Origin of the sequence: Fundidesulfovibrio putealis DSM 16056 (genome assembly GCF_000429325.1) — a bacterium.
In the GTDB taxonomy this organism is placed as follows: domain Bacteria; phylum Desulfobacterota; class Desulfovibrionia; order Desulfovibrionales; family Desulfovibrionaceae; genus Fundidesulfovibrio; species Fundidesulfovibrio putealis.
Genome location: NZ_AUBQ01000003.1, coordinates 305,489 through 331,328, shown reverse-complemented (window position 1 = coordinate 331,328; position 25,840 = coordinate 305,489). Strand labels below are relative to the sequence as shown.

The following is a 25,840-nucleotide window of genomic DNA, read 5'->3' as shown; positions in this document are numbered from 1 at the left end:
CCTTCGGCCCTGTCTTGCGTTTTCCCGCGAAACACGAATACTTGACGCATGAAGCATGCAGACATCGTCATCGCGGGTGCGGGCATCGTCGGCCTGACTCTGGCCCGCGAGCTGACCGGCAGGGGCGCGCGGGTCCTCATTCTGGACAAGGAGGACGCTCCGGGCAGGCACGCCTCGGGGCGAAATTCCGGAGTGCTGCACGCGGGCATCTACTACGCCCCCGGCAGCGCCAGGGCGGCCACCTGCCTGGAGGGCAACAGGCTCATGCGGGCCTACTGCCTGGAGCGGGGCCTGCCCATACTGGAATCCGGCAAGGTGATCGTGGCGCGCTCGCCCGCCGAGCTGCCCATCCTCCAGGCCCTTTTCGAACGCGCCCAAAGCGCCGGAGCCCTGGTGCGCCTTATCGACGCGGGCGAGCTGCGCGCCATCGAACCACGGGCCCGCACCGTGGACAAGGCCATCCACTCGCCCCTGACCGCTGTGGTGGAGCCCAAGGCCATCCTGGCCAGCCTGCGCCAGGAGCTGGAAGACGGAGGCCGGGCGCAGTTTCGTTTCGGCGTGCAGGCCATTGGCCCGGCCCAGCAGTCCGGAAGTGCCGTGACGCGCACCCTGTCCACCAGCGCTGGGCCGGTCGAATACTCCGTGCTGGTCAACGCGGCAGGAGCCCACGCCGACCGCCTGGCCCACGCCTTCGGCTGCGGCAAACGCTACGTGCTGGTCCCCTTCAAGGGCATCTACCGCAAGCTGCGGCCCGAGGCGGCGCATCTGGTGCGGGGCAGCATCTACCCCGTGCCGGACCCGGCCACGCCGTTTCTGGGGATTCACTTCACACGCTCGGTAAGCGGCGACGTGTACATCGGCCCCACGGCCATTCCGGCCTTCGGGCGCGAGAACTACGGCGTGCTGCGCGGCCTGGACGCCGAGGCCCCGGAGATTCTCTGGCGCGACGCCGTGCTCTTCGCCACCAACCCCACCTTCCGCAGCGTCGCCCTGAGCGAGCCGCGCAAGTACCTGTTCCGGCACTTCTTCGCGGACGCTGCCAGGCTGCTGGACGGGATCACTCCCGAGGACGTGCTGCCAAGCCCCAAGGCGGGCATCCGCCCGCAATTGGTGGACCTGGAAAAGAACGCCCTGGTCATGGATTTCCTGAGCGAGGCAGGGGATAGCGAGCTGCACGTGCTGAACGCCATCTCGCCAGCCTTCACAAGCTCCACGGCCCTGGCCCCCGTGCTCGCGGACAAGGTCGCGGAGCTCGCCGGTTAGCGCGAGCCCTGAGACGCAAAAACCGGCCCGGTCCGCAGGTGCGGGCCGGGCCGGTTCGCTCTGGCGCGCGGCTTTGCCCTCGCCTCGTTACTGCCCCAGGATTGCGGCCTTGCGCTCCGCCGGGATGTAGCCCTGGGCGGCCAGGTACTCCACGGCCCGGATGGTGCGCGGGTCGTCCAGGCGGATGGAATCCGCCGTGCGATACTCCTCCCAGAACAGGGCCACGGTGGGGTCTGTGCCCTCCAGGGCCTTGAGGCTGATTTTCTCCTCGTCGGTGAACAGGGCCAGGAATTCAAGCTTGGTGTGCTCGATCTTCCGGGCCGGGACCGGCGGCTCGGGCTGCGGCGGATTGTCCGCGAAGTCCAGGCACTCGGCCCAGGATTCCACGGGAGACTTCACCCGCACGGTCTCGCCGTCCTGGACCACGATGGCCGGATAGGCGCTGAAGTTCGGACACGCGGCCACGGCCAGGGCGTGCTTGGAGATGACGCGCACCTCTCGCCCCTCGTGGGTTATGGTTGCGTCGTTTCCGGCGGGCTCGCCGCCGAGTTCCGAGACGATGGCGCGCGAGGCTTCCACCTGCGCGCTGTGAAGAAGAACGATATTCATTATTCTACCATCCCATTTGTGTGAATGTTTTCGTTACCACGGAGCCTGCGCCGCCAGCGCCGCCTGCAGCGCCAGCAGAGGATGCCGACGCCCCACCGCTGGCACGGATGGTTCCGTTGTTCACCAGTGCTCCGCCGTAGATCAGCGAGACATGCCCACCGCCAGAGCTTCCTCCTGCGGCAAAGCCCCCACTGCCACCAGGCATGCCGTCCGCCTGGACGACGCCGCCAGAATTGATCGTGACCGATCCCTTCACAATGACCTTGAGGACGCCACCTGAGCCGTCGCCGCCATTGCTGCCCCCATACTGGCCGACGCCGCCAGGGTTCCCGGCGCCGCCGCCAGACGCCCCCCGGTTATCCGTGGAGCCATCCCCTCCTGCGTCTCCAGAGGGGCTGCGGTCTGGGAAGTGAGCCGCGTTGGTCATCGAGTACCCCCCACCCTGGCCTGCGCCGCCACCCCAGGGCGACCCCGCACCGGTTTTGCCAACGTAGTGGAGATGGCTCCCAGGCGCGTATATCCCGCCCCGGCCCCCTGACCCGGTTCCACCGTTGACGCCTGCGACGCCAGTCGAGCCGGAGGTGACCGACTGGATCGACGCGAAGCCCAATGATGCGCCGCAGCCGGAAGCGTGCATCAGCGCAAGCGCCGTGCCCTGACTGAACGCAGCGGATACGCCAGCGTACTTCGACCACTCATCCCAGAACCAGCGATCAGCGACATCGATGCCGTTATTTCTGACGTACGTCAGCGCATCATCCAGGGAAATCACCTTGGAAGACAGCGTCATTTCACTCGGGATGTAGATATCATACAGTCCAAAGCCTGCATGTCCCCGCGCACCACGAGCTGTCATGCTTATCCCTCCCCCGGAATTTATGGTCAGGCTGCCGTCCACAAGGACGGTCAAAGACCGGCAACGATTCGTTGTCGTGAGAAGGTGGGACAGGGTGAGGTTGTTGTACCGGACAACGGTCCCAGGTCCGTCGAGGAAGGAGGGGACACTCATCGCAGACATGGATGTCACGTCTCCAAGCGTGTCGTAATAATCGAAGATGCCCTTGCCCACGGCGAGGGTGTTGATCCAGGGCTGCATGCTGCCTTGCGATGCCTTCAAAGAGTACAGGCTCATGCTACCACCCCATCTGTGCGAAGGTTTTCGTGACAACGGAGCCAGCGCCGCCTGCGCCGCCGCTGCCGTATGGCCCAACGCCGCCTGCACCCCCCGCGGCCTGAACAGTGCCCGCGTTGGCATAATGCCCCGCTGTCGGGGTGATGACCACGACACACCCGCCGCCGGATCCACCACCGCCGGTGCCGTAGGTTGTGCCCGATGCCGCTCCGCCGGGCATCCCGTTTGACTCGATCTTCCCACCGCTATGGACGTTCACCGACCCGAAACAAATGATGGTGAGCCTGCCGCCGACACCGTCGCCTCCTGCTCCGGGCAGCGAACCGCCCCAAGGCGCTGTGGTCTGCGTGGCGGGATTCACCCCGGCACCACCTGCGCCTGCCCCCGTGGCGGCGGGAACCTTCCAGGAGTACAACAGCCAGGAGGCCGGGACGGATATGTCGTCACTGACGTTTCCGTATCCATTCCCGGCCGACAGTCCACTTGACCCGTTGCCGCCCCCGTAGGGGTTTCCCGCTCCAGGTTTTCCGTGTGATGCGTAGTACCCGGACACGTCGGTTCTCGCTTGGAGCCCGCCATGTCCCCCGGAGCCGCACCCTCCGTTCACTCCGGCCACGCCGGTCGCCCCGTTGGCGTACGTATTATACACCTGCTGAGCCGAACCGCTTCCGCATCCGGCAGCCTGCGCCAATATAGTCTGTCCTGGTTGTGAGATGGAGAGATTGAACCCGTACAGCAAGGAACAAACCGGCTGCCAAGTCCCCTGATCCCAAGGAACAAGTCCCTTGGCCTTGATGACCTCCAGCGCCTGTTTCTTGGAAACGAGGCCGGAGGAGAGGATTATCTGGTCGGGAATCCTGTAATCGCTGAAAGGAAAAAACAGATCGTCATTGCTTACGACCTTCGGCCCCTTCGCGGTCATATGGATGTTTCCGCCGTTTTGTACCGTGAGCGAGTCGCAGATGATGGTCAGGCCCTTGCAGCGCTGCGAGGCGGTAAGCGTAGAGGACACCGTGAGTGCTCCGTAGCGCACCACCCGCTCTGGGCCGTCCAGCAACGTAAAAATCTGCGTGGGTGTTGATATCACCACGTCGCCATGGGACTCATAAAAGTCGCGAATGTTCCCGCCAAAAGACAACATCTCCGACCAGGGCTGCATGCCGCCTTGCGATGCCTTCAATGAGTACAGGCTCATGCTACCACCCCATGTCGCTGAAGGTTTTCGTGACCACGGAGCCTGCCCCGCCTGCGCCGCCAACTGGGTTCGCAACCCCACCAGCGCCACCGGCAGCCTGGATTGTTCCTGCATTGGCAAGACTTCCGGCCGTGGGAGCAATGAGGAAGACAGCGCCGCCGCCAGACCCGCCACCGCCACAATACGTCGAAGAACCGCCCGGCATTCCATTAGCCTCGATCTTTCCGCCTGACTGGACGGTGACAGCGCTGCGGCAGATGACAATCAGCCGACCGCCTACGCCATTGCCTCCATCGCCACCCCCATAAACCCCGGCCCCGAAGGGAGTGCCAGCACCACCACCTACGGGCCAGGACGGGTTCGTTGAGTACGCGCCAAGACCATAGGAGTAGCAAGGGAAGTTAGGCACGAAGTTATTGGGCGTGGCGAGGTAAGGGTGATTGTTGCCCATGCCGCCACCGCCGCCACCTCCGCCGGTATAGATGGAACCTGGACGTCCACATGCGCTGCGGGCGTCGGGGTTTACAGCATATGATCCGCCACTGCCACCGCCACCACAACACCCCTGAGTGCCGGCCCCCCCCACCACGCCAACGGCTGTGTTGTTCACGTTGTAGATGGATTGAGAGTATATTGCTCCAGCCCCACCATTCCCGGCCATGGCAAGGGCGAGAACCCCTGCCTGGGCGATGGCCAGGGTGAAGCCCAGAAGGCCAGGATACACAGGGCTCCACACCCCCTGATCCCAAAGGGCAAGCCCCTCGCCTTTGATGACAGAGAACGCCTGGCCCAAGGACATCTTATCCGAGAGCAAGACAACTTGGTTTGGGATCCTGAAGTCGGCCAGCGGAAATAACGGATCGTCACTGACCCAGAGTTTCGGTCCCTTTCCGGTCATGTGCAGCGTGGCGTTGGCCTTCACCGTCAGCGAGTCGCACAGAATGACAAGCCCCTTGCAACGGTTCGCCGCCGTGAGGCTGGTCGGGGTCGTCCCGTCGCCCAGCGTCAGCGCCCCGTAGCGCACGACCTTCTCCGGGCCGTCGAGCAGCGTCGAGATGGTGTTCGCCCCCACCAGGGTTTTGTCGCCCAGCGAGTCGTAGAGGCCGAACAATCCGTCGCAGCCTTTGCCTGCCTCGGCCAGGGTGACGGCCTGGGACCAGGGCTGCACGGCCCCGGTCCCGTTTTGTTTGTATGAATACAGACTCATGCCGTCCTCCTAGAGAGGCGCACCTTCAAGGTGCAGCCAGAGGGTTTTGGCTGCGGTGACGTTGGTCACGGGCATGACGTACAGTCCCTCGGACGGAGCCAGGGCCAGGGATTCGCCCAGGTTCAGGTCTGCCAGGAGGTCCTTCCAGGCCACGCCCGCGCTGTTGCCCGCGCCTGCAGGCACGGTGACGCAGCCGATGCGGTAGTAGGTTCCGCCGATGTTGCGGGCGGCGACGAGGCTTACGCCCGCCGTGTCGTCGCTGACGGCGCGCAGCCGCCCGACCAGCACGCCGGAGCCGTCAGCGGGAGAGCCGACAATCTGTTTCCAGGCACCGTTGTCGGCGCTGGTGATCGTGACGCCAGCCGAAATCGGAGGCGTGGAAGGAAATGCGGGATGAGAAGCCATGATATTCTCCTAGTAGCTAAGATAGTTAAAGATATTTGCCAGGTACAGGTCGGACCCGGCCGACGAGGCCGAGGGCGCGTTCCTGGGGTCCTGCCCGAGCTGGAGCCGGGTGCACTGGGGCGTGAAGGCGAAGCCTTCCACGGTGATCAGGGTGCGGGTGTTGGCCGCGTCGTACACGGCGGCTGCCACGAACCCGGTCGCGCCCTGCGGCTCATCCGGCCTGACGGCCCGTCCGGGTGAGCCGCCCGGCAACGCCAGGGCCAGACAGTCTCCAGGCAGAGCGGCCTGGGTTGCCGAAACCATGGAGACCTCGCCCGGAAGCAGGGTCCAGGTGTCCTCCACGTTGGCCATGCCCACGGTGTTCCGGTCCAGGGTCTGCCAGGTGGCGTCGCCGCGCAGGTACTTGCGGTCGTCCCCGGCCTGGGGAGCCGGGACCACGCCCGGCGCGCCGCTCTGCTCCGGCCCGGCGGGGGCCATCTCGGAGACACTCAGGCGCAGCCGTTCGTCGCCGCCCGGCGAGAGCACGCTCTTCTCCAGGGGGGCGGCCACGCTGAGACTGGTGTCCAGATCGGAGATGACCGCATCGGCAGCCGTAACCTTCACGCCCCCGGCTGCGGCCAGAGCCACGTCCCTGGCGGCCACGGCCACGTTGGCCGCCCCCTGGGCCAGGGTCTGGGAGGCCTGGGCGGCCAGCAGGGCGTCGGCGGTGTCTGCTGCGTAGTCGCGGCAGCGGTCCAGGGCGCTGAACTGCCCCAGGCTGCCCACTGCCGCAGGGGTCCTGAGCACGATCCTCTTCACGGAGACGCTCATCTGGTCACCTCCGGGGAGATGGAGACCTTGCCCTCGGCCAGTCGCTGCACCACGCCGCCGGGGCCGGTCAGTTCGCAGTCCCAGACGCCGAAAGGCTTGGCCAGGGCGGCTGTCTGGGCCGCGCCCAGGCTCAGGGACACCAGCCCCGGCGTTTCGTTCAGCGTGGCGCTGAACACAGCCGCCGGACCCGCGTCCGAGTGGCGGTAGCGCACCTGGGCCTGGGCCGTGTATCCGGTCAGGTCCATGGGCTGGCCCAGGTCGTTGTGGCACTCGATTTCCAGGACCAGGGTCGCGCCCTGGTCGATCTTGAGGTCGTATCTGTAGGCCATGGGCTTACTCCTGCGGGGGCTGGGGCCAGGGTTTGGCCTTGGTCCAGCCGGAAGGATAATCGCGCAGGGCCTGGCGGTACTCGGCCCAGGCCAGCTTGCGGGTGGCGCTGAAGGGTGCGTCGGGCAGCTGGGTCCAGTCGCAGGCGGCGATGCGGGCGTTGCGCTCGCGGCGGGCGGCCGCCAGGAGCAGGGCTTCGTCCTCGCGCCACTGCCCGCCGGACCAGACGTGCAGCGCCGAGGGGGGCGCGTCCGGCACGCAGCCTTCGGGCAGCGGCCCAAGGCTCTTCACGGTTCGGGGTTCGCGGGTGGACGTGTCGAAGACCACCGTGCCCCGATGGTCTTCGACCAGGCTCCAGGACGCGCCGTCGAACACGGGAACCTGGTGGGAGTCGGCCTGGGGAGGAGCCTGATCCGTGGTGCGGGCCGGGCGCAGGTAGTTGGGCTGGCCGTTCACGAAAGGCCGGGCCGGGGACAGGGCCGGGGAAACGGGGCCGGTGTAGCCCCCTGATTCGTCGAAACAATATAAGATCACAACATTATCTCCATTTGATGCAGTACATGACTGCGGTGTTCACCGGACGAGTCTCGGAGCCGCGCGCGGGCGCGGTCTGGGAGTAGTCGTCCAGGGAGCCGAGGTTCTTGTCCGTGGCGTGGTTGAAGTCGGCCGTGTAGTAATTGTAGAAGCTGTTATCCCAGGCTTGGCAGTCCACCACGCCGGTCCCTCCGCCCCCGGTGCCCACGGCCCCGCCGATGGGGTGCATGTGCTTCTCGATGATGTCGTTCTGTGTGGAGCCCACGTGGTCGCCACGCGTGCGCGCGGCGGCGTCGGGGTCCCTGCCGCGTCCGTGGTCCCAGCCGCGAAGGAACTCGCCGCGAAGATCCGGCAGCTTGAAGTAACCCGCGTTTCCCAGACCAAAGGCGTTGCCGATGACCCCGTAGAGGGCCTGGTAATCGGCAATCAGCAGCTCCGCGCCGTTGCACTCCAGCCAGTTGGCGTCGGCGGGCAGCGTCTCCAGGCCGAAAGCGGCGATCATGCCCAGAGGCATGTCGGCTCCGGTGCCGGGCAGCTGGGTCGTGAGGATTTTGCCCGAGCTGTCCAGGCGGGGAACGCCCCCGGGCTGGTCGAACTCGGACTGGTTGATCTTCAGGGCCAGGGCGGCCTGAAGCTGGTTGAGCCCGTTGAAGGCTCCGGTCAGGTCGGCGTCCAGGTCCAGGACCGCCTGCTTGACCGAATCCCCCGAGGGCGTTGCATCGATGACTGTCGAACGTGTATAGGCCATGGTCTCTCCTTGCCAGGTGCGCGTAACAATACGCAGAGACCGATTGATTTCACCCCACATAGCGCTATGTGGGAAAATAGATGAAAAAAATCGAAAATAATCAGGCCAAGGGTGGTCGGGGAGAGGCGCAGACGGAGTGGATCAGGAAGCGGAAGGAAGACGAAGCCGCCCATAACAGGCGGCCTGAAGGCAGGCGAAGAAGCCGAGCTGGGCGGGAAGGCCCACCACGATGGTCAGAAATTCCAGCAGCCCCTGCGGGGCGTTGACGAAGGAGTTGCCGATCATCCACCCGGAGAACACGCTCACTCCCAGGATGAACAGGCCGGAGACCATGTTCACCCCGGCCAGACGCAAGCCGAACCCCCGGCCCATGGCCGTGGCGTCCTTCCAGGAGGCGTGCCCGTTGAGCGAGATGTCCGTGAGGTAAAGAAGCTGGCGCTTGCCAAGCAAGGCCAGAAGCCCGAAATACGGCACGGTGAAGGCCGCGATGGGTCCCAGAAGACCCGGCAACCCGGCGTCCATGATGAGCCCGCCCAGGTACAGGCCGCAGACCGTGGGCAGCACGGCCAGCAGGCCCAGCAGCAGAAGGCCCCCGACGCTCCGGCGGACGCTGCCCGGCAGGTCCCGCGAGCGTTCATCACCCAGGCCGTCGCCCGGACCTGAATTCGGGCCATCGTCCGGCCTGGAGCCTGGGGCAGAGTTCGGGCCGGAGGTTGGCAGCAGGATCAGGCGGTGCACCCGCACCGAGAACGCTGACCAGTACACCACCAGCACCAGGGCGAATCCGGCCTGGACGGCCAGGGACAGCGCAGCGGACTCAGGCCCAATGGCCAGAAGCCCCACCGCCGCGAGCCCGGTCAGGGCCAGGGGCGACACCCACAGCAGGAGTTTTCCGGTGTGGCGCGCCGCCAGGGTCAGCGCCTCGGCGACCACACCGAACACCGGGAGGGTCCGCTGGGTGTGGCTCACTCGTCCTCTTCGCGCGTCTCCACGCGCGACATGGCCGGGATGCCCGCGCGCAGCCGCCGGTACATCACCCCGCCCGCCACAACTGAAACGATCATGGTGGCGAAGCCCAGCAGGTACATGAACAGGGAGAACCACCACATCTGCGAGATTTCCTTCCAGGCCTCCCAGTCGCCGCCAATGTAGCCGAGCAGGTTCAGGGTATGTTCCGGAGCCCAGATCATGGCCATCACGGCCACCATGCGCCAACGGGCCGCCTTGCCGAGCTCGCCCAAGGCTCCAGGCCCGAACAGCCTGCCCTGCCCCCCCATGGCCACGTCGGGGAACAGCAGGATCACCCTGGGCGCGAGCATCACGTACAGGACGCCCAGGAGCAGGAACGCCCCCGCCACGGAAACAAGCGAGGTCAACTGGTCCGGGGATTCCCCCTGGGCTAGGCTGCCCTTGAGCAGCGGTGCGGCCAGCGAGGCGACCATGAGCACGCCCGGCCCGAAGGTGGCCAGGAACAGACCGATCACGCGCAGATACGCCCAGACGTAGCGCCAGCTGCGCCCGTCGATAAGCTGCAATCCGTAGAAATGTTTCGGAGATTCGTCCAACAAGAGCTTGCGGTACAGGCGCAGCTCCATGGGGACCCGGATCCACAGCAGGATGAAGGCCATGAGCAGCAGCGCGGGCAGGAGCACCGTGCGCCCCTCGCCTCCGCCTGACGGCAGGAAAAACTGGAAGGCCAGCCCGTACAGCAGAGGCGCTGCGGACCATGTTGCGATGAGCGGAAGATGGGCGGCCACGAAGGCCACGCTCTCCGCCACCACATCAATGGGCGAAAACCGCCAGGGAGCCTGTTCGCCCGACTGCATTGCAAACTCCTTATTGTCCGTCGTCACCGGTCCGTCCGGGCGCGGGCTCCGGGGAAGCGGGCTCAGGCTCCCGGACCGTAAGAGGTTGGCCGTCCACGGCGGGTTCGCGGGGGTCCGGCAGGCCGGAGAGGATGCGGTAGGCCACGGCGGGCACCGCAGCGGCGGTCACATAGCTGAAGAACCACACCAGGACCAGCACCGGGGCGAAGAGCAGCTTGCCGTGCTCCGAGAACCTGCCGCCGATCGACGAGGCGATCCACTCCACGCCTTGCTGCAGAATGCCAAACAGCAGCCCCGTGAGCACCACGCAGAAGAAAAGGCGCAGCTTGCTGTGCGCGCCCAGGTTGTAGGCCTTGCCCAGGGAGGGCTCGCGCTCCACGGAAGCCGCCGCATAGATCAGATTGAGGGGCGAGGTCATGATGAAAAACACCAGCAGCAGGGCCATGGTCGCAAGCCCCGCCAGGGCCACGCGCGCATCCGCCCCGGCCTGTCCCTTGTTCATCAGCACCAGGATCACGGGTATGGCGGATATGAGCGCCCCGCCCAGCTGGATGAGCCCCACCAGCAGTCCGTAGGCGAAGTACCACAGGGCGGCCTGGGTGAACATCATCCCCACGTAGCCGCCCGGCTCCACCCGTCCGGTCACGGCCAACTGGTTGATGCGCATGCCGTAGGGAACCCAGGCGAGGATGGAGAAAAATACCGCCGGAATGAATCCGGCCCACCACCAGGGCACGCCGCCCTGCTCATCCGGTTGCATCAGGAGCCCGAGGCCCAGGGCCGCACCGAGGGCGGCGAGGCTGAGGAGCGTGGGGATCACTCCCCACTTCATCAGCCTGCCTATGTTCAGGCCGAACAGGGCCATGCCCTGGCCGATGGTGGAGAAAACGGGAAGATGAGGCATGAACGACCGCCAGATTCGAGGATTTGATCTTTCGGCGATGGTGACGAAAAATCAGGCGTCCGTCAAATCCAGCTTTGATATCTCCAGCGAAGCCGACGCGGCCTTCTTGTGTGGCGTCCTTAAAACAAATGGTTCTTTGATTCGAGGATACTAGTCCCACATTGGTTTTTATCGCTGAAAACCATCAACATGATCTTCAGGGACGCTGCACTAGTGGCCCAGAAGACGCTTGCGGCGCTCCATGGCCTTTTCGATGAAACGAGTGAACTTCTCCTGCTGCTCGGGGTCCAGGTGCTCCCTGATGCGGACCGCGCCCTCGCTCAGGGCCTTTTGCTCGGCGGGCATGCAGGGCTCGCGCACCTCGCGCACCTTGGCCAGCACGTCCTCGATGATGGGGCGGATGGCCTCGCGCTGGCCGGGCGACAGCTTGAGCGCGGAATCCATGCGTTCCATGAAAAACCCGGAAGGCCCGACCTTGTCCATGCGCGTCAGGGGAGCCAGCCTGAGCTTGGCGAACAAGCCCATGCCCGCGCCTCCGGCCAGGACTCCGGCCAGAAAGATGCCGATGCCAGCCAGGATGAGCTTGCGTTTGTTCATGGCGTCGCCTCCGTCTTAAAATCCGGCCAGCAGGTCGCCGGTCAGCAGGAAGGATGCCTCGGTCAGCGCGCCTGCCTGCCACAGCCACATCCAGGCCAGCCCGAACCCGAGCGAGGCGACCCCGCCTCCGGCCATGAGCGGCATGGCCACCCGGCTCATGAACCAGCCATCCAGCGCGGCCTCTGCCCGCTCGCGCACGTGGGCCATCACCCGTCCGGCAAAACCCGGCGGCACGGCAACCTGCCCCCTGGCGGCCACCACCCCGGCGCAAATCCTGTCCATAGTCCCGTTCATGGTTTCTCTCCCCGCCCGTGCACGCTCTCGTACTTGCGGGCCATTTTCTTGCGGGCGCGGTGCAGGCGCACCTTCACCTTCGATTCGCCCCATCCCAGCATCTCGGCTATCTCGGCAACGCCGTATTCCTCGGCGTAAAAAAGCTCCACGGCGATGCGGTCCTCGGGCGAGAGGCCCTCCATCAGGGCTTCCACCAGCCGGGAGGCCTCCTGGCGGCGGGTGAGCTCCTCGAAACGGCTGGAGGAGTCCTCCTGCATCGCATCTTCCAGCCAGGCCATGTCCTCGGGGCTGGAGAAGTCCACGCCGTGTTCGGCGCGCCGGGATTTCTCCCGCCAGAAGTCGGCGGAGCGCCGCAGCGCAATGGCCGACAGCCAGGACTTGAACCGCTCGGGATCGCGCAGCTTGGCGAGGCTCTGGTAGGCGTCCAGGAGCGCCTCCTGGGCGGCCTCGGCCACCTCGGCATGGGGCAGATGGCGCGACAACAGCCGAAACAGATGCTCCTGATGCGCGCGCACCAGCACCTCGAACGCGTCCGTGTCGCCAGCCAGGACGCGCCGCACGGCCTGCGCGTCGTCAGAGCGGGTCGTGCCCACATGTGCCTCCGATTGGGAGGTCGTGACTTGGGGCCGTTTCGGTTACAGGCCCCGGAAGAATAGAGCGGATTTTTTTTTAAAAGCGCCATCCGCGCCGCGCGGCGAGCCCGGTCGAAATCGGGCAAAACCGCACACCGCGAAGCGTGAGCCTGAGACCCGCGCCCTACTCGGCAGGCGGGACGATCTTCACGGGCACGCCCCATTTGGCCCGCATGTGCACCTGACGCAGGGGGCGCACCATGGCGAACACGGTGCGGCGCTTCTCGCGCAGGGCCTCGCGGGCCGCCTCGCGCTGGGCCTCCTCGGTGCCTTTGGGCTTGTACTTCACCTTCACGCCCTGGAAGGCCACGGTGATCTTGTTCTCCTGGAGCTGCTGGTCGATGGCGGAAGCCAGGTCGGACTCCACCGTGAACTTGTCGCGGAAATCCTCGATCCAGACGTAGAGTTCGAAATCCAGGCCCATCCTGCCGAATTGGCGCATGAACACGGACGGGGCCGGATCCTTCAGCACCCTCTCGTGCTTCCCGGCCACGCCCAAGAGGATCTTGCGCACCTTCTTGACCTTGGTGCCGGGGGCCACGCTCACGGGGATGGTCAGGCGGATGCGCTTGTCCTGGTAGCTCCAGTTGATGATCTCGCCCTTGAGGAAGCTGGAGTTGGGGATGATGACCATGGAGTTGTCCATGGTGCGCACGGTGGTGTTGCGCACGGACACCGCCGTGACCTCGCCAAGGGTCTTGCCGGTCTGGACCACGTCGCCCTTCTTGATGGACCCGCCGAACAGGATGATGAGACCGGACATGAAGTTGCTGATGATGTCCTTCAGGCCGAAGCCCACGCCCACCGAGAGGCCGGAGGCGATCCAGGTCAGGCCGGTGAGCGGCACCCCCAGGATGTGCAGGGCGGCCAGCAGGTAGCTGAGCCAGACCGCGTACGAGGCCAGCGTGGACAGGGTGTGCGAGAGGGCAGGGTCCAGCTTCCTGCCGTCGTAGCTGGCCCTCTCCAGGGATATCCCCAGCCAGACCAGGCCCAGCCTGGCCGCGAAGAACAGGACGACCATGGCCGCAATCGCGTCCAGGGACAGCTTCGCAGGCCCCAGGGCCAGCTCCAGCGTGAACACGTAGTCCACGAACCCCGGCCCGCCCATGAACATCAGGAGCCAGGCCAGGTAGGCTACGGACAGGATCGTTACCGCCAGAGGGTACCCGTAGCGCAGCCAGGCCGCGCCCCTTCCAGCCATGGACGCCCGCATGGCGCGCACCGTCCCCCTGGTCAGGTGCATGAGGAACCAAGCCTGTGACAGCACCACCGCCTGGGGCCCCATCCCCAAAAGGGATATGCCCCCGAGCGCGCCGAAGACCCAGGCCGCCCTGCGGCAGCCGTTGCGCCAGCGGTTCCAGGCGGCCAAGGCCATCACCGGAATCCAGGCCACGCAGATCACCTCCGCCGGAGTGCCCAGGATGTCCAGCAACGTTCCCAGGCAGTAAATAAGCAGGAAGAAGTCCAAAAGCCCCGGCTCCAGGCGGCGGCGCACCAGCAGCGCGCCGCCCGCCACGGCCACGCTGACCAGCAGCAGGTTCAGGACGTGGTTGGCCGTGAAAGGCACAAACCAGGACACCACGAAGAACACCACGCCAAATGACAGCATGGCCCAGCCAGCCCTGAGGATGTCCGGCGGCGGGGCTCCGGGGTCGGGCGCGTGCTGCGGCGCGGCCTGGACCGACTCGTCAGTATCGCCAGTCGCGGCGGACTCCGCATCAGGATTTTCCGGTGCGGACCCGCAGGCAATCAGCGCTCCCGAGTCCGTACTGCCCAGGCGGCGGACCAGCCAGCTCCCCCCGAACAGGACCACCAGCCAGGCGGGCAGGCCCACGATCGCCAAGTCGGCCCATTTGGTCCAGGCCAGGACCGGGCCGATGAATCGGGGGAAGTCCCCCGCCCATTCCACGGCGCGGCTCTCCAGCAGCTTGAGGCCGTAGACGTCCAGCGGGGGGCGGCTGGTGCTGAAGAAATGCTCCTTGAATATGTCGATGTAGTCTTCGAGAAAATCGCGGTTGGCCTCGCGGACGTTCTCCTCCAGGTCGGCGAACATCTGGAGCACTCCGTCGATGTTCGCCTTGAGGTCGTCCACTTCCAACTTGATGGCCGCCATCTTTCGCGTGGGTTCATCCAGGGCGGCCACGGTGGCGTCGTTGTAAGCGTTCTCGGGGCCTTTGCGCTTAATTTCGCGCAGCGTGGCGTTCTCCTGCTTGATCCTGTCCAGGTGCTCGCGGGTCAGGCGCAGCATGCCCGCCTCGCGCTCCAGGGCGATCTCCATGCTCTGGTAATGAGCCCGGAGGCTGCGCATGGCCCAGGGGGTCCGGCCCGCCACGCCGCCGATGATGAGCACCTGGCTCAGGTGGTTGTCCATCCGGGCCAGATAGGCCTTGGCCTGCTCCAGGAGCGCGGGCATGTCGCGGCGCACTTCCGCCACTTCGGCGGCCCGCCTGTCCAGGTCCCTGTCGATGCCCTTGAGCACCTCCCTCCAGGCCAGGCTGTCAGGGGAGGACGCCGGGACGCCGGGATTGACCAGGGGCGAATCGGCCGCGAGGGCCTGCGCCGAGCCTGCGGCCAGCAGGACGAACCCGAGCAGGGCGAGAACACGCAGACGCGCCATGACTACCTCCAGTCCTTTATCGAATCAAAAAGCGGAACGGGCCGTTGCGTGAAGCGCACGGAGAAGTCGTTCCCGACGCCCCCGACAGTATCAGCGGGAATTCGCCCTGGGGCAGCAGCACCGGGGCGACGCTGCGGGCGTCCAGGGTCGCCTCCAGCCACATGCGATCCCCAGCGCGGCGGTTTTCCCAGATAAATCGGCATGCTTCATGACCCGAAGAAGTGACTCAGGCCGCGCCGGATGTCAAAGGCTCTTGCCACGGCGCGTCCGGCGTCGTAACCAATGCGGCGCGGAGGTTGCGTCATGTCCCTCACCAATAGTCTGGACCTGCTCGAGGCCATCGACGCGGGCATCCTGGTGGTGAACGCCGCCACCCACGTCATCGTGCACGCCAACCCCAAGGCCCTGGAGCTTCTGGGGCGGGCCGAGGGCGACATCGTGGGGCGCGAGTGCCACGGCCTGGAGTGCCTGTGCGAGCCCGACCGCGCCCAGCCGCTTGACCTCCTGAAGCCCCTGCTCCCGCAGGAGCGCACCCTCCAGGGAGCCGGCGGAGCCCGCCTGCCCGTGCTCATCGCGGCCCAGCCGCTCACCACGCCCAGCGCCCAGCTGAGCATCCTGACCTTCACGGACCTGACCCCCCTCAAGCAGGCCGAGCGCAAGTACAAGTCCTTCTTCAAGAACGCCGTGGAGGGCGTGTTCCAGTCCACGCCGGATGGCCGCTTCATCGCCGTGAACCCGGCGCTGGCCGAGATTCTCGGGTACGACAGCCCCGAAGAGATGATCGCCTCGCTCACGGACCTGCGTTCCCAACTCTACGTGGACCCCGCCGACCGCGACCACCTCATCACCGAGCTGGCCGCCCACGGGCGCATCACCGGCTTCGAGACGCGCTTCTGGCGAAAAGACGGCGGCGTCCGCTGGATCAACACCAGCGCGCGCCAGGTTCGCGACCACAACGGGGAGCTCCTCTATATTGAGGGCCTGAACATCGACATCACCGAGCGCAAGCTGGCCGAATCAGCCGTGCGCGAGATAGAAATGTCGCTGCGCGAGTCCGAGGAAAAGTTCCGGCGCACTTTCGACCAGTCCCCCATCGGGGCGGCCATGCTCTCCCTGGACTGGACCTTCCTGCGCGCCAACGAGGCCTTCTGCAACCTCACCGGCTACGAGGAGGAGGAGCTTCTCGGCACCCACATCATCCGGCTCACCCACCCCGACGACGTGGAGGACGCCCAGGCCCGCTCCGCCAAACTGCGCAGCGGCGAGATAGACCACTACGAGCTGGACAAGCGCTACATCCACAAGACCGGGGCCGTGGTCTGGGTGCACCTGTCGGCGGCCCTGGTGCGCGACGCCTCCGGCAAACCCATCTACTACCTGCCCATGGTGCAGGACATCACCGAGCGCAAGGAGGCCGAGGCCAATCTCGCCCGCACCAAGGCCCGCCTCAAGACGCTCATGACCAGCTCCCCGGCGGTGATCTACTCGCGCCGCCCCGTGGGCGACCTGGACCTGACCTTCATCTCAGACAACGTGGAGGACCTGACCGGCTTCAGCCCCCAGGACTTCCTCAGCAACCCGCGCTTCTGGCTGTCGCGCCTGAACGCCGACGACGCGCCCATCATGGAGGCGGAGCTGCGCCTGCAGCTGGCCATGGGCCAGGGCACCCGCGAGTACCGCTTCACCAACGCCCAGGGCCTCACCCGCTGGATACGCGACCAGTTCCGCCTGGTGCTGGACGAATACGGCCGCCCCGCCGAGATCGTGGGCTACCTGACCGACGTCACGGCGCGCCGCCTCATCAAGGAGGCCCTGGAATCCAGCGAGGCCCGCTACCGCGCCATCGTGGAAGACCAGACCGAGCTGGTCTGGCGCTTCCGTCCCGGCGGCACCATCACCTTCGCCAACGCCGCCGTGGCCCGCTACTTCGGCAAGAGCAAGGAAGAGCTGGTGGGCGCGGTCTTCGCGGAGGAGCTGGCCCCGGAAGAGGGCGAGCGCCTCACCCGCCACCTGGAATCGCTCACCCCGCAAAGCCCCGTGGGTGCCATCGAGTACCGGCTGGCCGTGCCCGGCGGCGAAGAGCGCTGGCTGGCCCGCAACGACCACGCCCTGTTCGACCAGCAGGGCCGGCTGGTGGAATACCAATCCGTTGGGCGCGACATCACCGAGCGGGTGCTCTCGGAGCGCGCGCTGAAAAAGGTCATGGACGAGAAGGAGCGCCTGCGCCTGAACATGGAGGCGGTGTTCCGCTCCATCCCGGACGCCATCATCGTGGTGGACACCGACATGGAGGTCATTCAGACCAACCGCGCCCTGTCCGAGCTGTGCTGCATCGGCGGCGAGACCACCCACGGCAAGCACCTGCACCTGGTGGGCGGCCACTGCAAGCGCGCCTGCTTCGAGGTGATCTCCACCACGCTCAAGACCCGCGAGCCGGTGCTGGAATACCGGGTGGAGTGCAAGGGCAACCGCCCCGGCCAGACCGTGGTCATAAACTCCTCGCCCCTCCTGGACCCGGAGAACAACTTCGTGGGCGCGGTGCTGGTCATCCGCGACATCACCCGCCTGGCCGACCTGGAAAAACGCCTCACCGACCTGCACGGCCACCGGGGCCTGATCGGAAAATCCAAGGTGATGCGCTCCATCTACGCCGTGCTGGACCAGCTCTCCGAAGTGGAGTCCACCGTGCTGGTCACGGGCGAGTCCGGCACCGGCAAGGAGCTGGTGGCCGAGGCACTGCACTACGGCGGGCCGCGCGCCAAAGGCCCGCTCATCAAGGTGAACTGTTCGGCTTTGTCCGAATCGCTCCTGGAGAGCGAGCTGTTCGGGCATGTGCGCGGAGCCTTCACCGGGGCCATCCGCGACAAGGTGGGCCGCTTCGAAGCCGCCGAGGGAGGCACCATCTTCCTGGACGAAATCGGCGACATCTCCCCGCGCATCCAGCTGAACCTCCTGCGCGTGCTGGAGCGCAAGGAGTACGAGCGCGTGGGCGACTCCAAGACCCGCCGGGCCAACGTGCGCGTCATCGCGGCCACCAACGCCGATATGCAGGACAAGATCCGCCAGGGGCTGTTTCGCGAGGACCTGTACTACCGCCTCAAGGTCATGGTGATCCACCTGCCCCCGCTTCGCGAGCGCACCGAGGACATCCCGCTCCTGTGCGAGCACTTCCTGGGGCTTTTCCGGGCCAGCTTCGGCAAGCATATCGCCAAGGTGGGCGAGGAGGTCATGCGCATCTTCATGACTTACCGCTGGCCCGGCAACGTGCGCGAGCTGCGCTACGCCCTGGAGCACGCCTGCATCCTCTGCCCCGGCGGGGAGATCCAGGCCGCGCACCTGCCCCACGAGCTGGCCAACGGCCCCTCCCCCCACGAGAGCCCGGAACAGCCCGCACACAGGGCGCTCTCGCCACGGGGCCACATCCAGCAGGGCGGCCTGACCCGCGAGGACCTGCTGGACGCCCTGGAGCGCTCGGCCAACAACCGGGCCAAGGCGGCGCGGCTTCTGGGCGTGGACCGGCGCACCCTGTACCGCAACATGGAAAAGCACGGCGTGCAGTAGCGCGCCACGCCAGCGCTCCGCCCTCGCCCTGACCCGGCTGAGGACTACCCGTTCATGGCGCAGCCGCGCCCCAGCCCGCATCCCGGCCTGCCCCGGTTTGACGCCTCCGCCTTTCTTCAAGCCAACATCCCGAATCCTCGGGACATTTCATCCGGCCCTTGCGCCACGGGCTCCCCTGTGCCGCATGTCACCGTGGCGCACCTGTGGCGCACGCCACACATGTGTGGCGCCACGCCACACATTTTGCCACACCTTTGCCCCGGCGCATTTTCCGCCTCGCTGCATTATCCGCTCGCCAAAGCCTCTTAATTCAATATCATTCACCTATTTCGCACCGTTCTGGGCAAGTGGCACGCAAATTGCCTTTACGGGGGGAGCTTAAAGCATGTTAGCTTTCCGATACCAATAGAAACATCCAACCCGACCGCTCTCCCAGGTCGGCAATTGAGAAGGAGGCAGCGGCAAGCCAGCACCGTGAGCAGCCGGAGCCGCACCGGACCACTGCGGCAAGGTCCGCATGAATCGTTTTACTTAACGCAGCGCGATCGAGGAGAGGAAAATGGCAGGGAAGAAAATTTACAAGACGTTGTATTTCTGGGTTCTTTTCGGCATCGCCGCCGGTATCATCATCGGCTTCATTCCGCAGACAAAGGCATTCGCCTCCGGTCTCGAGCCACTGGCCAAGACCTTTATCAAGATGGTCAAGATGGTCATCGCACCCATCATTTTCTGTACGGTCGTCACCGGCATCGCCAAAATGGGCGACATGGGCAAGGTCGGCCGCGTGGGCCTGAAGGCCATGCTGTATTTCTGGACCATGACCCTGTTCGCCCTGGCCATCGGCCTGGCCGTGGTCAACGTCACCAAGCCCGGCGTCGGCTTGGACGACTACGCGGCCAAGATGCAGGCCGACGCTGCCGGCGTGAAAAAGGTGCAAGCCTACGCAGGCGAGACCAAGAAGCTCTCCACGGTCGATTTCCTCACCAACATCGTGCCTGACTCGGTCGTCGGCGCCTTCTCCAAGGGCGACATCCTGCAGGTGCTCTTCTTCTCCATCCTCTTCGGCACGGGCCTTTCCGCCCTGGGAGACCGCGCACGCAACGTAACGACATTCATTGATGAATTCGCGCGAGGCATGTTCAAAGTAGTCCATTATGTGATGTACTTCGCGCCGTTCGGCGCATTCGGGGCCATGGCCGTGGTGGTGTCCACCCAGGGGGGTGACGCCCTCATGGCGCTGGGCAGGCTGATGCTCGACGTCTACCTGACCTGCGCCCTGTTCATCTTCGTGGTGTTGTGGGCGGTCTGCAAGATGGCCGGCTTCTCCCTGTGGAAGTACCTCAAGTACATCTCCGAGGAGATCCTCCTGGTGCTCGGCACCTCCTCCTCCGAGGCGGCCCTGCCCCGCATGATGGCCAAGCTGGAGAACGCCGGAGCCAACCAGTCCGTGGTCGGCCTGTGCCTGCCCATGGGCTACTCCTTCAACCTGGACGGCACCTGCATCTACCTGACCATGGCCGCCGTGTTCCTGGCCCAGGCCACCAACACCCCGCTGACCATGGCCGACCAGCTGTACATGATGTTCATCCTGCTGCTCACCTCCAAGGGCGCTGCGGCAGTCACCGGCGGCGGCTTCATCACCCTGGCCGCCACCCTGGGCTCGGTGGGTTCCATCCCGCTGGCCTCGCTGACCCTGCTCCTTGGCGTTGACCGCTTCATGTCCGAAGCCCGCGCCATCACCAACCTGATCGGCAACGGCGTGGCCACCCTGGTCATCGCCAAGTGGGAAGGCGCGCTGGACGAACGCAAGCTCCAGTGCGTGCTGGCAGGCGACCTCTCAGGCGACTTCGCCGACGATCCCGAAGAGATGCTGGCCGAAGGCAAGTCCGTCACCAATGGCGGCGTCTGCCCCACGGACAAGGCATAAGTACAAAACCGGCAACAGCGGCGGCGGGCGGACCAGACACGCCCGCCCCGCTCTGACGGACAGTTCCACACAGACCCGGAGGATGTAATGTCGATCCCGTCCATCGCCACCCACAAACCCATGACCAGCTGCAAGTGCTCGGCCTATCTGGACTGGTGCCAGATGCTGTCCGGCGCTTTCCTGATCATGTTCATGTGGGCGCACCTGTTCCTGGTTTCAAGCGTCATCATCGGCCCCGGCGTCATGAACGCCATCGGTCACTTCTTCGAGGCCACCGGCATGGCCCAGCTGGGTGGTCCGGCGATCTTCGCCATCTTCCTCACCCACTTCGTGCTGGCCGCCCGCAAGATCCCCTTCGCCTCCAAGGAACAGGGGCTCATGCTGCAGAACGCCAAGCGCATGCGCCACGCCGACACCTGGCTGTGGGTGGTTCAGGCCGTCACGGCCATGATCATCCTGATCATGGGCTCCATCCACATGTGGGTTGTCCTCACCGACCTGCCCATCACCGCGCAGAAGTCCGCAGCCCGCATCCAGGGCGGCTGGTGGATGCTCTTCTACCTGGTGCTCCTGCCCATGGTGGAGCTGCACGTCGGCATCGGCTTCTACCGCATCATGATCAAATGGGGCGTCATCGACAGCAAGGGACGGTTCGGCTTCAAGAAGAAGGAGAACCTGCTCACGGCTATCATGATTGGCATTGGCGTGGTCACTTTGCTGCGCTTCTGGTTCCTCGCCACCAAATAAGGATAACGCCATGCAAATCATTCAAACCGACCTGTTGTGCATCGGCGCCGGTCTTGCCGGCGAGCGCGTGGCCATCGAGGCTGCGGAAAACGGATTCTCGGTCATCTGTCTGTCGCTGGTTCCGGCCAGGCGCTCCCACTCCTCCGCCGCACAGGGCGGCATGCAGGCGGCGCTGGGCAACTCGGCCATGGGCGAGGGCGACTCCCCGGACGTCCACTTCTCCGACACCGTGAAGGGCTCCGACTGGGGCGCAGACCAGGAATGCTCCCGCATCTTCGCGGACACCGCCCCCATCGCCATGCGCCAGATGGCCTTCTGGGGCGTGCCCTGGAACCGCGTGGTGCCCGGCGAGGCCACCTACTACAAGGGCGGCAAACCCTTCACCGCGTACGAGAAGCCCGAGAACGAGGGCCTCATCCACTCGCGCAGCTTCGGCGGCACGGCCAAGTGGCGCACCTGCTACACGTCTGACGGCACCGGCCACGCCGTGCTGTACACCCTGGACAACCGCGCCGCCCAGATGGGCGTTGAGGTCCACGACAAGACAGAGGCCATCGCCCTGATCCACGACGGCGAGACCTGCATGGGCGCCATCGTGCGCTGCCTGAAGACCGGCGAGCTGCGCGCCTACCTGTCGCGCGCCACGCTGATCGCCACCGGCGGCTACGGGCGCATCTACCGCGAGTCCACCAACGCGGTCATCTGCGACGGCGGCGGCATGATCATCGGCCTGGACACCGGCGTGGTGCCCTTCGGCAACCCCGAGGCCGTCCAGTTCCACCCCACCGGCATCGTGCCCACGGACATCCTGGTGACCGAAGGCTGCCGAGGCGACGGCGGAACGCTCCTGGACGTGAACCAGTACCGCTTCATGCCGGACTACGAGCCCGAGAAGGCCGAGCTTGCCTCGCGCGACGTGGTGAGCCGCCGCATGACCGAGCACATCCGCAAGGGCCTTGGCGTGAAGGGCTCCTACGGAGACCACCTCTGGCTGGACATCCGCCACCTGGGCGAGAAGCACATCTCCACCAAGCTGCGCGAAGTGCAGGAGATCTGCGAGTCCTTCCTGGGCGTGGACCCCGTGCACCAGCTCATCCCCGTGCGCCCCACCCAGCACTACTCCATGGGCGGCGTGCGCACCAACAAGGACGGCGCGGCCTACGGCCTGAAGGGCCTGTTCTCCGCTGGCGAAGCCGCCTGCTGGGACATGCACGGCTTCAACCGCCTGGGCGGCAACTCCCTGGCCGAGACCATCGTTGCGGGCATGTGGGTCGGCGGCAAGGTGGTCGAGTTCCTGGCCGGAACCGACACCATCTTCAAGACCGAGGCCATCCGCGCGGCCCAGCAGAAGCAGGAGGACCGCATCAAGGCCCTCATCTCCGGGTCCAACGGCCGCGAGAACGTCTACGCTGTGCGCAACGCCATGTTCGACACCATCATGAAGGGCGCTGGCATCTTCCGAAACGGCAAGGACCTGACCGAGAGCGTCACCAAGCTCACGGAGATCCTGAACCGCGCCCGCAAGGTGGGTCTGCGGTCCAACGGCCTGGGAGCCAACGCCGAGCTGGGTCTGGCCCTTAAGATCGAAGGCATGGTCAAGCTTGCGCAGTGCGTGTGCTACGGCGCGCTCAACCGCACCGAGTCGCGCGGCGCGCACACCCGCGAGGACTTCCCCGAGCGCAACGACCGCGACTGGCTGAACCGCACCCTGGCCACCTGGGCCAATTCCACGGACGATCTCCCCACGCTGACCTACGAACCCGCCACCAAGGTGTTCGAGATTCCTCCCGGAGAGCGCGGCTACGGCGGCGGCAAGATCATCCCCATGGACAACCCGCCCACGGCAACGCCCAAAGGCGCCAAGGCCTAAGGAAGCGAGGAGAGTACAATGGCCAGAATGCTGAAATTCAACATATTCCGCTACAACCCGCAGGACCCTCAATCGGTCCCGCACATGCAGAGCTTCTCCATCGATGAAACGGAGTCCATGACCCTGTTCATCGTGCTGAACCGCCTGCGTGAAGAGCAGGACCCCTCGCTCCAGTTCGACTTCTGCTGCCGCGCGGGCATCTGCGGCGCGTGCGCCATGGTGATCAACGGCCGCCCGGGGCTTGCCTGCCACACCAAGACCAAGGACCTGCCGGAAGAGATCACCCTCATGCCGCTGCCGATCTTCAAGCTGGTGGGCGACCTGTCCGTGGACACCGGAACCTGGTTCCGCGCCATGTACAAGAAGATCGAATCCTGGTGCCACACCAAGAAGGTCTTCGACCCCAGCGCCATCGAAGAGCGCATGGACAACGACGTAGCCGAAGCCATCTACGAGCTGGACCGCTGCGTGGAATGCGGCTGCTGCGTCGCCGCCTGCGGCACGGCGCTCATGCGCGAGGACTTCCTGGGAGCAACGACGCTGAACCGCGTGGCCCGCTTCATCCTGGATCCCCGCGACGAGCGCACCGAGAAGGAGTACTTCGACCTGATCGGCACCGACGAGGGCATCTTCGGCTGCATGGGCCTTCTGGCCTGCCAGGACGTCTGCCCCAAGTACCTGCCCCTGCAGGACGTCTTGGGCAAGCTGCGCAAGAAGATGGCCTTCGCCGCCGTCAACAACATCCTGCCCAGCTTCCTGAAGCAGGACATCAAGCTGTAGAACTGAAGGGATCTTCCGGTGAGGCCCTGCACGTGGGCAGGGCCTCCGCCGGGCCTCTTTCAAGGGAAATCACAGTGCTTCGCCGGCCTCACCACTGCCACTGTTGAGCCACAGAAGCCATGAACAAGGGGAGCCCGGGGGAGAACACACCACCCCTGGACCAGCGGAGAAATCCCAGGACGGGCGCGGGGGCCAACACCCCCGCCCCGGCCCCCAAAAGGGAGATGCGATGCGTACGATTCAAGCACAGACGATCATCGACAAGGTGGCCGAGATGTGCATCGCGGCCAACCGGGAACTGCCCGAGGACGTCATGAGGACGTTCAAGGAGCGCCACGCGGCCGAGGAAAATCCCGCCGCCAAGGAGATTTTCCGCCAGCTCATCGAGAACGCCGAGCTGTCCAAGGACACCGGCCTGCCCCTCTGCCAGGACTGCGGCCTCGCCGTGTTCTTCGTGGAAATGGGCGAGGACGCCCACGTGGACGGCATGAGCCTGCGCCAGGCCATCAACGAGGGCATGATCAAGGGCTACAAGGAAGGCTACCTGCGCAAATCCTCCTGCGATCCCTTCACCCGCAAGAACACCGGGGACAACGGCCCCGCGATCATCCACTTCGACATCGTCCCCGGCGACAAGCTGAAGATCTGGATGATGGCCAAGGGCGGCGGCTCCGAGAACATGAGCCGCGTCATGATGTTCCCCCCGGCAGCCGGGTGGAAGGGCCTGCGCGAGTTCATCATCAACCGCGTGGCCGAGGCAGGCCCCAACCCCTGCCCGCCCGTCCTGGTGGGCATCGGCATCGGCGGCAACTTCGAGCTGGCGGCCATCAACTCCAAGAAGGCCCTGCTGCGCGACATCGACGACACCCATCCCGATCCCGAAGTCGCCAAGCTTGAGGCCGAAGTGCTCGAGTCCATCAACAAGCTGAACATCGGCCCCATGGGCCTGGGCGGCAAAACCACCTGCCTGGGCGTGAAGATCCTGGTGGCCCCCTGCCACCTGGCCAGCCTGCCCCTGGCCGTGAACGTTCAGTGCCACTCCGCGCGGCACAAGGAGGTGGTGCTCTAATGGCTGAATACGAACTGAAGACTCCGCTCACCGATGCGGACATCGAGAAGCTGAAATCCGGCGACGTGGTGTACATCACCGGCACCATCTATACGGGCCGCGACGCCGCCCACAAGCGACTGACCGACTCCCTGGACAAGGGCGAGGCCCTGCCCTTCGACCTCAAGGGCGCGCTGATCTACTACGTGGGTCCAAGCCCCGCGCCTCCGGGACGCCCCATCGGCTCGGCCGGGCCCACCACCTCCTACCGCATGGACACCTACGCCCCGCGCCTGCACAGCCTGGGCCTCAAGGGCACCATCGGCAAGGGCAAGCGCAGCCAGGAAGTAAAAGACGCCATGGCCACCCACAAGGCTGCCTACTTCGGAGCCACCGGCGGCGCTGGCGCGCTTTTGTCCCTGGCCATCAAGGCAGCCAAGGTCATCGCTTATGACGACCTCGGCCCCGAGGCCATCCGGGAACTGACCGTCGAGCGCTTCCCCCTGCTGGTCATCAACGACTGTCACGGCGGTGAGCTCTACACCAAGCCCAACCTGGAAGCAGCCCTCGCAGGCTAGCTGACAACAGGGGACCGGTCCGCCTCCGCCAACCCGGCGGACCGGTCTTCCCGCAAGCAGGCGAGCGTTCGCCCTTTTGCGGGAAGGCTTGAACCCCTTGGACTCCGAGGCTGGCTGGCAGGCACGTATTGCCTACGGATCACGTCTATCCGGTTCGAGACTTCCACGGCGCGCGCGGGGGAAGCGTTTGGGAGGACGCCCCCCCTCGCCGCCACAGAAAGAGCCGCAC

25 protein-coding genes are annotated in these 25,840 nt (G+C 65.7%); 9 read left to right on the top strand and 16 right to left on the bottom strand.

Annotated elements, in window-relative coordinates; genetic code table 11:
• Positions 1 to 48 precede the first annotated feature (48 nt).
• Positions 49 to 1,263 carry an L-2-hydroxyglutarate oxidase gene (gene lhgO, locus G453_RS0101640; protein ID WP_027189634.1) on the top strand — a complete coding sequence of 405 codons (1,215 nt, stop codon included), beginning with the start codon at positions 49 to 51 and terminating at the stop codon, positions 1,261 to 1,263.
• Positions 1,264 to 1,350: 87 nt separating this feature from the next.
• Here the strand turns inward: lhgO and G453_RS0101635 are convergent, their stop codons facing one another.
• The 12 genes from G453_RS0101635 to G453_RS0101575 all read right to left on the bottom strand — a co-directional run bounded on the left by G453_RS0101635 (position 1,351) and on the right by G453_RS0101575 (position 10,960).
• Positions 1,351 to 1,872, bottom strand: a complete 522-nt coding sequence (locus tag G453_RS0101635; RefSeq protein ID WP_027189633.1) for a hypothetical protein — start codon at positions 1,870 to 1,872, stop codon at positions 1,351 to 1,353.
• Positions 1,873 to 1,876: 4 nt separating this feature from the next.
• The gene (locus tag G453_RS0101630; RefSeq protein ID WP_027189632.1) at positions 1,877 to 3,004 is read right to left on the bottom strand and encodes a hypothetical protein; all 1,128 of its coding nucleotides are present in this window, start codon (positions 3,002 to 3,004) and stop codon (positions 1,877 to 1,879) included.
• A gap of 1 nt (position 3,005) precedes the next feature.
• Entirely contained in the window at positions 3,006 to 4,313 is a 1,308-nt protein-coding gene (locus tag G453_RS0101625) for a hypothetical protein (RefSeq protein WP_156920752.1), read from the bottom strand.
• Entirely contained in the window at positions 4,201 to 5,406 is a 1,206-nt protein-coding gene (locus G453_RS27685; protein WP_027189630.1) for a hypothetical protein, read from the bottom strand. The genes G453_RS0101625 and G453_RS27685 overlap by 113 nt, the downstream gene beginning before the upstream one ends.
• Before the next feature lie 9 nt (positions 5,407 to 5,415).
• Positions 5,416 to 5,811 (bottom strand): hypothetical protein, encoded by a 396-nt coding sequence (locus G453_RS0101615; protein WP_027189629.1) that lies wholly within the window; start codon positions 5,809 to 5,811, stop codon positions 5,416 to 5,418.
• A gap of 9 nt (positions 5,812 to 5,820) precedes the next feature.
• On the bottom strand, positions 5,821 to 6,621 hold the full coding sequence (locus G453_RS0101610; RefSeq protein ID WP_027189628.1) for a hypothetical protein: 801 nt from the start codon (positions 6,619 to 6,621) through the stop codon (positions 5,821 to 5,823).
• Entirely contained in the window at positions 6,618 to 6,950 is a 333-nt protein-coding gene (locus G453_RS0101605) for a hypothetical protein (protein WP_027189627.1), read from the bottom strand. Before G453_RS0101605 ends, G453_RS0101610 begins: the two co-directional genes overlap by 4 nt.
• 4 nt (positions 6,951 to 6,954) lie before the next feature.
• Positions 6,955 to 7,482 (bottom strand): phage tail assembly chaperone, encoded by a 528-nt coding sequence (locus G453_RS25870; RefSeq protein WP_051271399.1) that lies wholly within the window; start codon positions 7,480 to 7,482, stop codon positions 6,955 to 6,957.
• A gap of 4 nt (positions 7,483 to 7,486) precedes the next feature.
• Positions 7,487 to 8,230, bottom strand: a complete 744-nt coding sequence (locus tag G453_RS0101590; RefSeq protein ID WP_027189626.1) for a phage tail protein — start codon at positions 8,228 to 8,230, stop codon at positions 7,487 to 7,489.
• A 141-nt stretch (positions 8,231 to 8,371) separates the two neighbouring features.
• Positions 8,372 to 9,199: a hypothetical protein gene (locus tag G453_RS25865; RefSeq protein WP_027189625.1), complete on the bottom strand. Its 828-nt coding sequence runs from the start codon at positions 9,197 to 9,199 to the stop codon at positions 8,372 to 8,374.
• On the bottom strand, positions 9,196 to 10,056 hold the full coding sequence (locus G453_RS0101580) for a hypothetical protein (RefSeq protein ID WP_027189624.1): 861 nt from the start codon (positions 10,054 to 10,056) through the stop codon (positions 9,196 to 9,198). The genes G453_RS25865 and G453_RS0101580 overlap by 4 nt, the downstream gene beginning before the upstream one ends.
• Positions 10,057 to 10,066: 10 nt before the next feature.
• The gene (locus tag G453_RS0101575; RefSeq protein ID WP_027189623.1) at positions 10,067 to 10,960 is read right to left on the bottom strand and encodes a hypothetical protein; all 894 of its coding nucleotides are present in this window, start codon (positions 10,958 to 10,960) and stop codon (positions 10,067 to 10,069) included.
• On the opposite strand from G453_RS0101575, the gene G453_RS27680 reads away from it, so the two are divergent.
• Positions 10,959 to 11,114 (top strand): hypothetical protein, encoded by a 156-nt coding sequence (locus tag G453_RS27680; RefSeq protein ID WP_156920751.1) that lies wholly within the window; start codon positions 10,959 to 10,961, stop codon positions 11,112 to 11,114. The two genes, G453_RS0101575 and G453_RS27680, sit on opposite strands and share 2 nt — an antisense overlap.
• 56 nt (positions 11,115 to 11,170) lie before the next feature.
• Here G453_RS27680 and G453_RS0101570 read toward each other — a convergent pair whose 3' ends face one another.
• The 4 genes from G453_RS0101570 to G453_RS21755 form a co-directional block, all read right to left on the bottom strand.
• Positions 11,171 to 11,557 carry a hypothetical protein gene (locus G453_RS0101570; protein WP_027189622.1) on the bottom strand — a complete coding sequence of 129 codons (387 nt, stop codon included), beginning with the start codon at positions 11,555 to 11,557 and terminating at the stop codon, positions 11,171 to 11,173.
• 15 nt (positions 11,558 to 11,572) lie between these two features.
• Positions 11,573 to 11,851 carry a hypothetical protein gene (locus G453_RS0101565; protein WP_043643913.1) on the bottom strand — a complete coding sequence of 93 codons (279 nt, stop codon included), beginning with the start codon at positions 11,849 to 11,851 and terminating at the stop codon, positions 11,573 to 11,575.
• The gene (locus G453_RS21760; RefSeq protein ID WP_051271396.1) at positions 11,848 to 12,444 is read right to left on the bottom strand and encodes an RNA polymerase sigma factor; all 597 of its coding nucleotides are present in this window, start codon (positions 12,442 to 12,444) and stop codon (positions 11,848 to 11,850) included. The genes G453_RS0101565 and G453_RS21760 overlap by 4 nt, the downstream gene beginning before the upstream one ends.
• Before the next feature lie 163 nt (positions 12,445 to 12,607).
• Entirely contained in the window at positions 12,608 to 15,100 is a 2,493-nt protein-coding gene (locus tag G453_RS21755) for a mechanosensitive ion channel family protein (RefSeq protein WP_051271393.1), read from the bottom strand.
• 303 nt (positions 15,101 to 15,403) lie between these two features.
• Here G453_RS21755 and G453_RS26920 point away from each other — a divergent pair, with 303 nt between their 5' ends.
• From G453_RS26920 to G453_RS0101520, 7 genes are all read left to right on the top strand, one after another.
• On the top strand, positions 15,404 to 18,661 hold the full coding sequence (locus tag G453_RS26920; RefSeq protein ID WP_169725272.1) for a PAS domain S-box protein: 3,258 nt from the start codon (positions 15,404 to 15,406) through the stop codon (positions 18,659 to 18,661).
• A 559-nt stretch (positions 18,662 to 19,220) separates the two neighbouring features.
• A complete protein-coding gene (gene dctA, locus G453_RS0101545; protein WP_027189620.1) occupies positions 19,221 to 20,588 on the top strand; it encodes a C4-dicarboxylate transporter DctA in 1,368 nt (455 codons plus the stop codon).
• A gap of 87 nt (positions 20,589 to 20,675) precedes the next feature.
• Positions 20,676 to 21,335: a fumarate reductase gene (locus G453_RS0101540; RefSeq protein ID WP_043643910.1), complete on the top strand. Its 660-nt coding sequence runs from the start codon at positions 20,676 to 20,678 to the stop codon at positions 21,333 to 21,335.
• 10 nt (positions 21,336 to 21,345) lie between these two features.
• Positions 21,346 to 23,205, top strand: a complete 1,860-nt coding sequence (locus G453_RS0101535) for a fumarate reductase flavoprotein subunit (RefSeq protein WP_027189618.1) — start codon at positions 21,346 to 21,348, stop codon at positions 23,203 to 23,205.
• An 18-nt stretch (positions 23,206 to 23,223) separates the two neighbouring features.
• Positions 23,224 to 23,985: a fumarate reductase iron-sulfur subunit gene (locus G453_RS0101530; protein WP_027189617.1), complete on the top strand. Its 762-nt coding sequence runs from the start codon at positions 23,224 to 23,226 to the stop codon at positions 23,983 to 23,985.
• Between the two features lie 229 nt (positions 23,986 to 24,214).
• On the top strand, positions 24,215 to 25,054 hold the full coding sequence (locus tag G453_RS0101525; RefSeq protein ID WP_027189616.1) for a fumarate hydratase: 840 nt from the start codon (positions 24,215 to 24,217) through the stop codon (positions 25,052 to 25,054).
• On the top strand, positions 25,054 to 25,611 hold the full coding sequence (locus G453_RS0101520) for a Fe-S-containing hydro-lyase (RefSeq protein ID WP_027189615.1): 558 nt from the start codon (positions 25,054 to 25,056) through the stop codon (positions 25,609 to 25,611). The genes G453_RS0101525 and G453_RS0101520 overlap by 1 nt, the downstream gene beginning before the upstream one ends.
• Positions 25,612 to 25,840 lie beyond the last annotated feature (229 nt).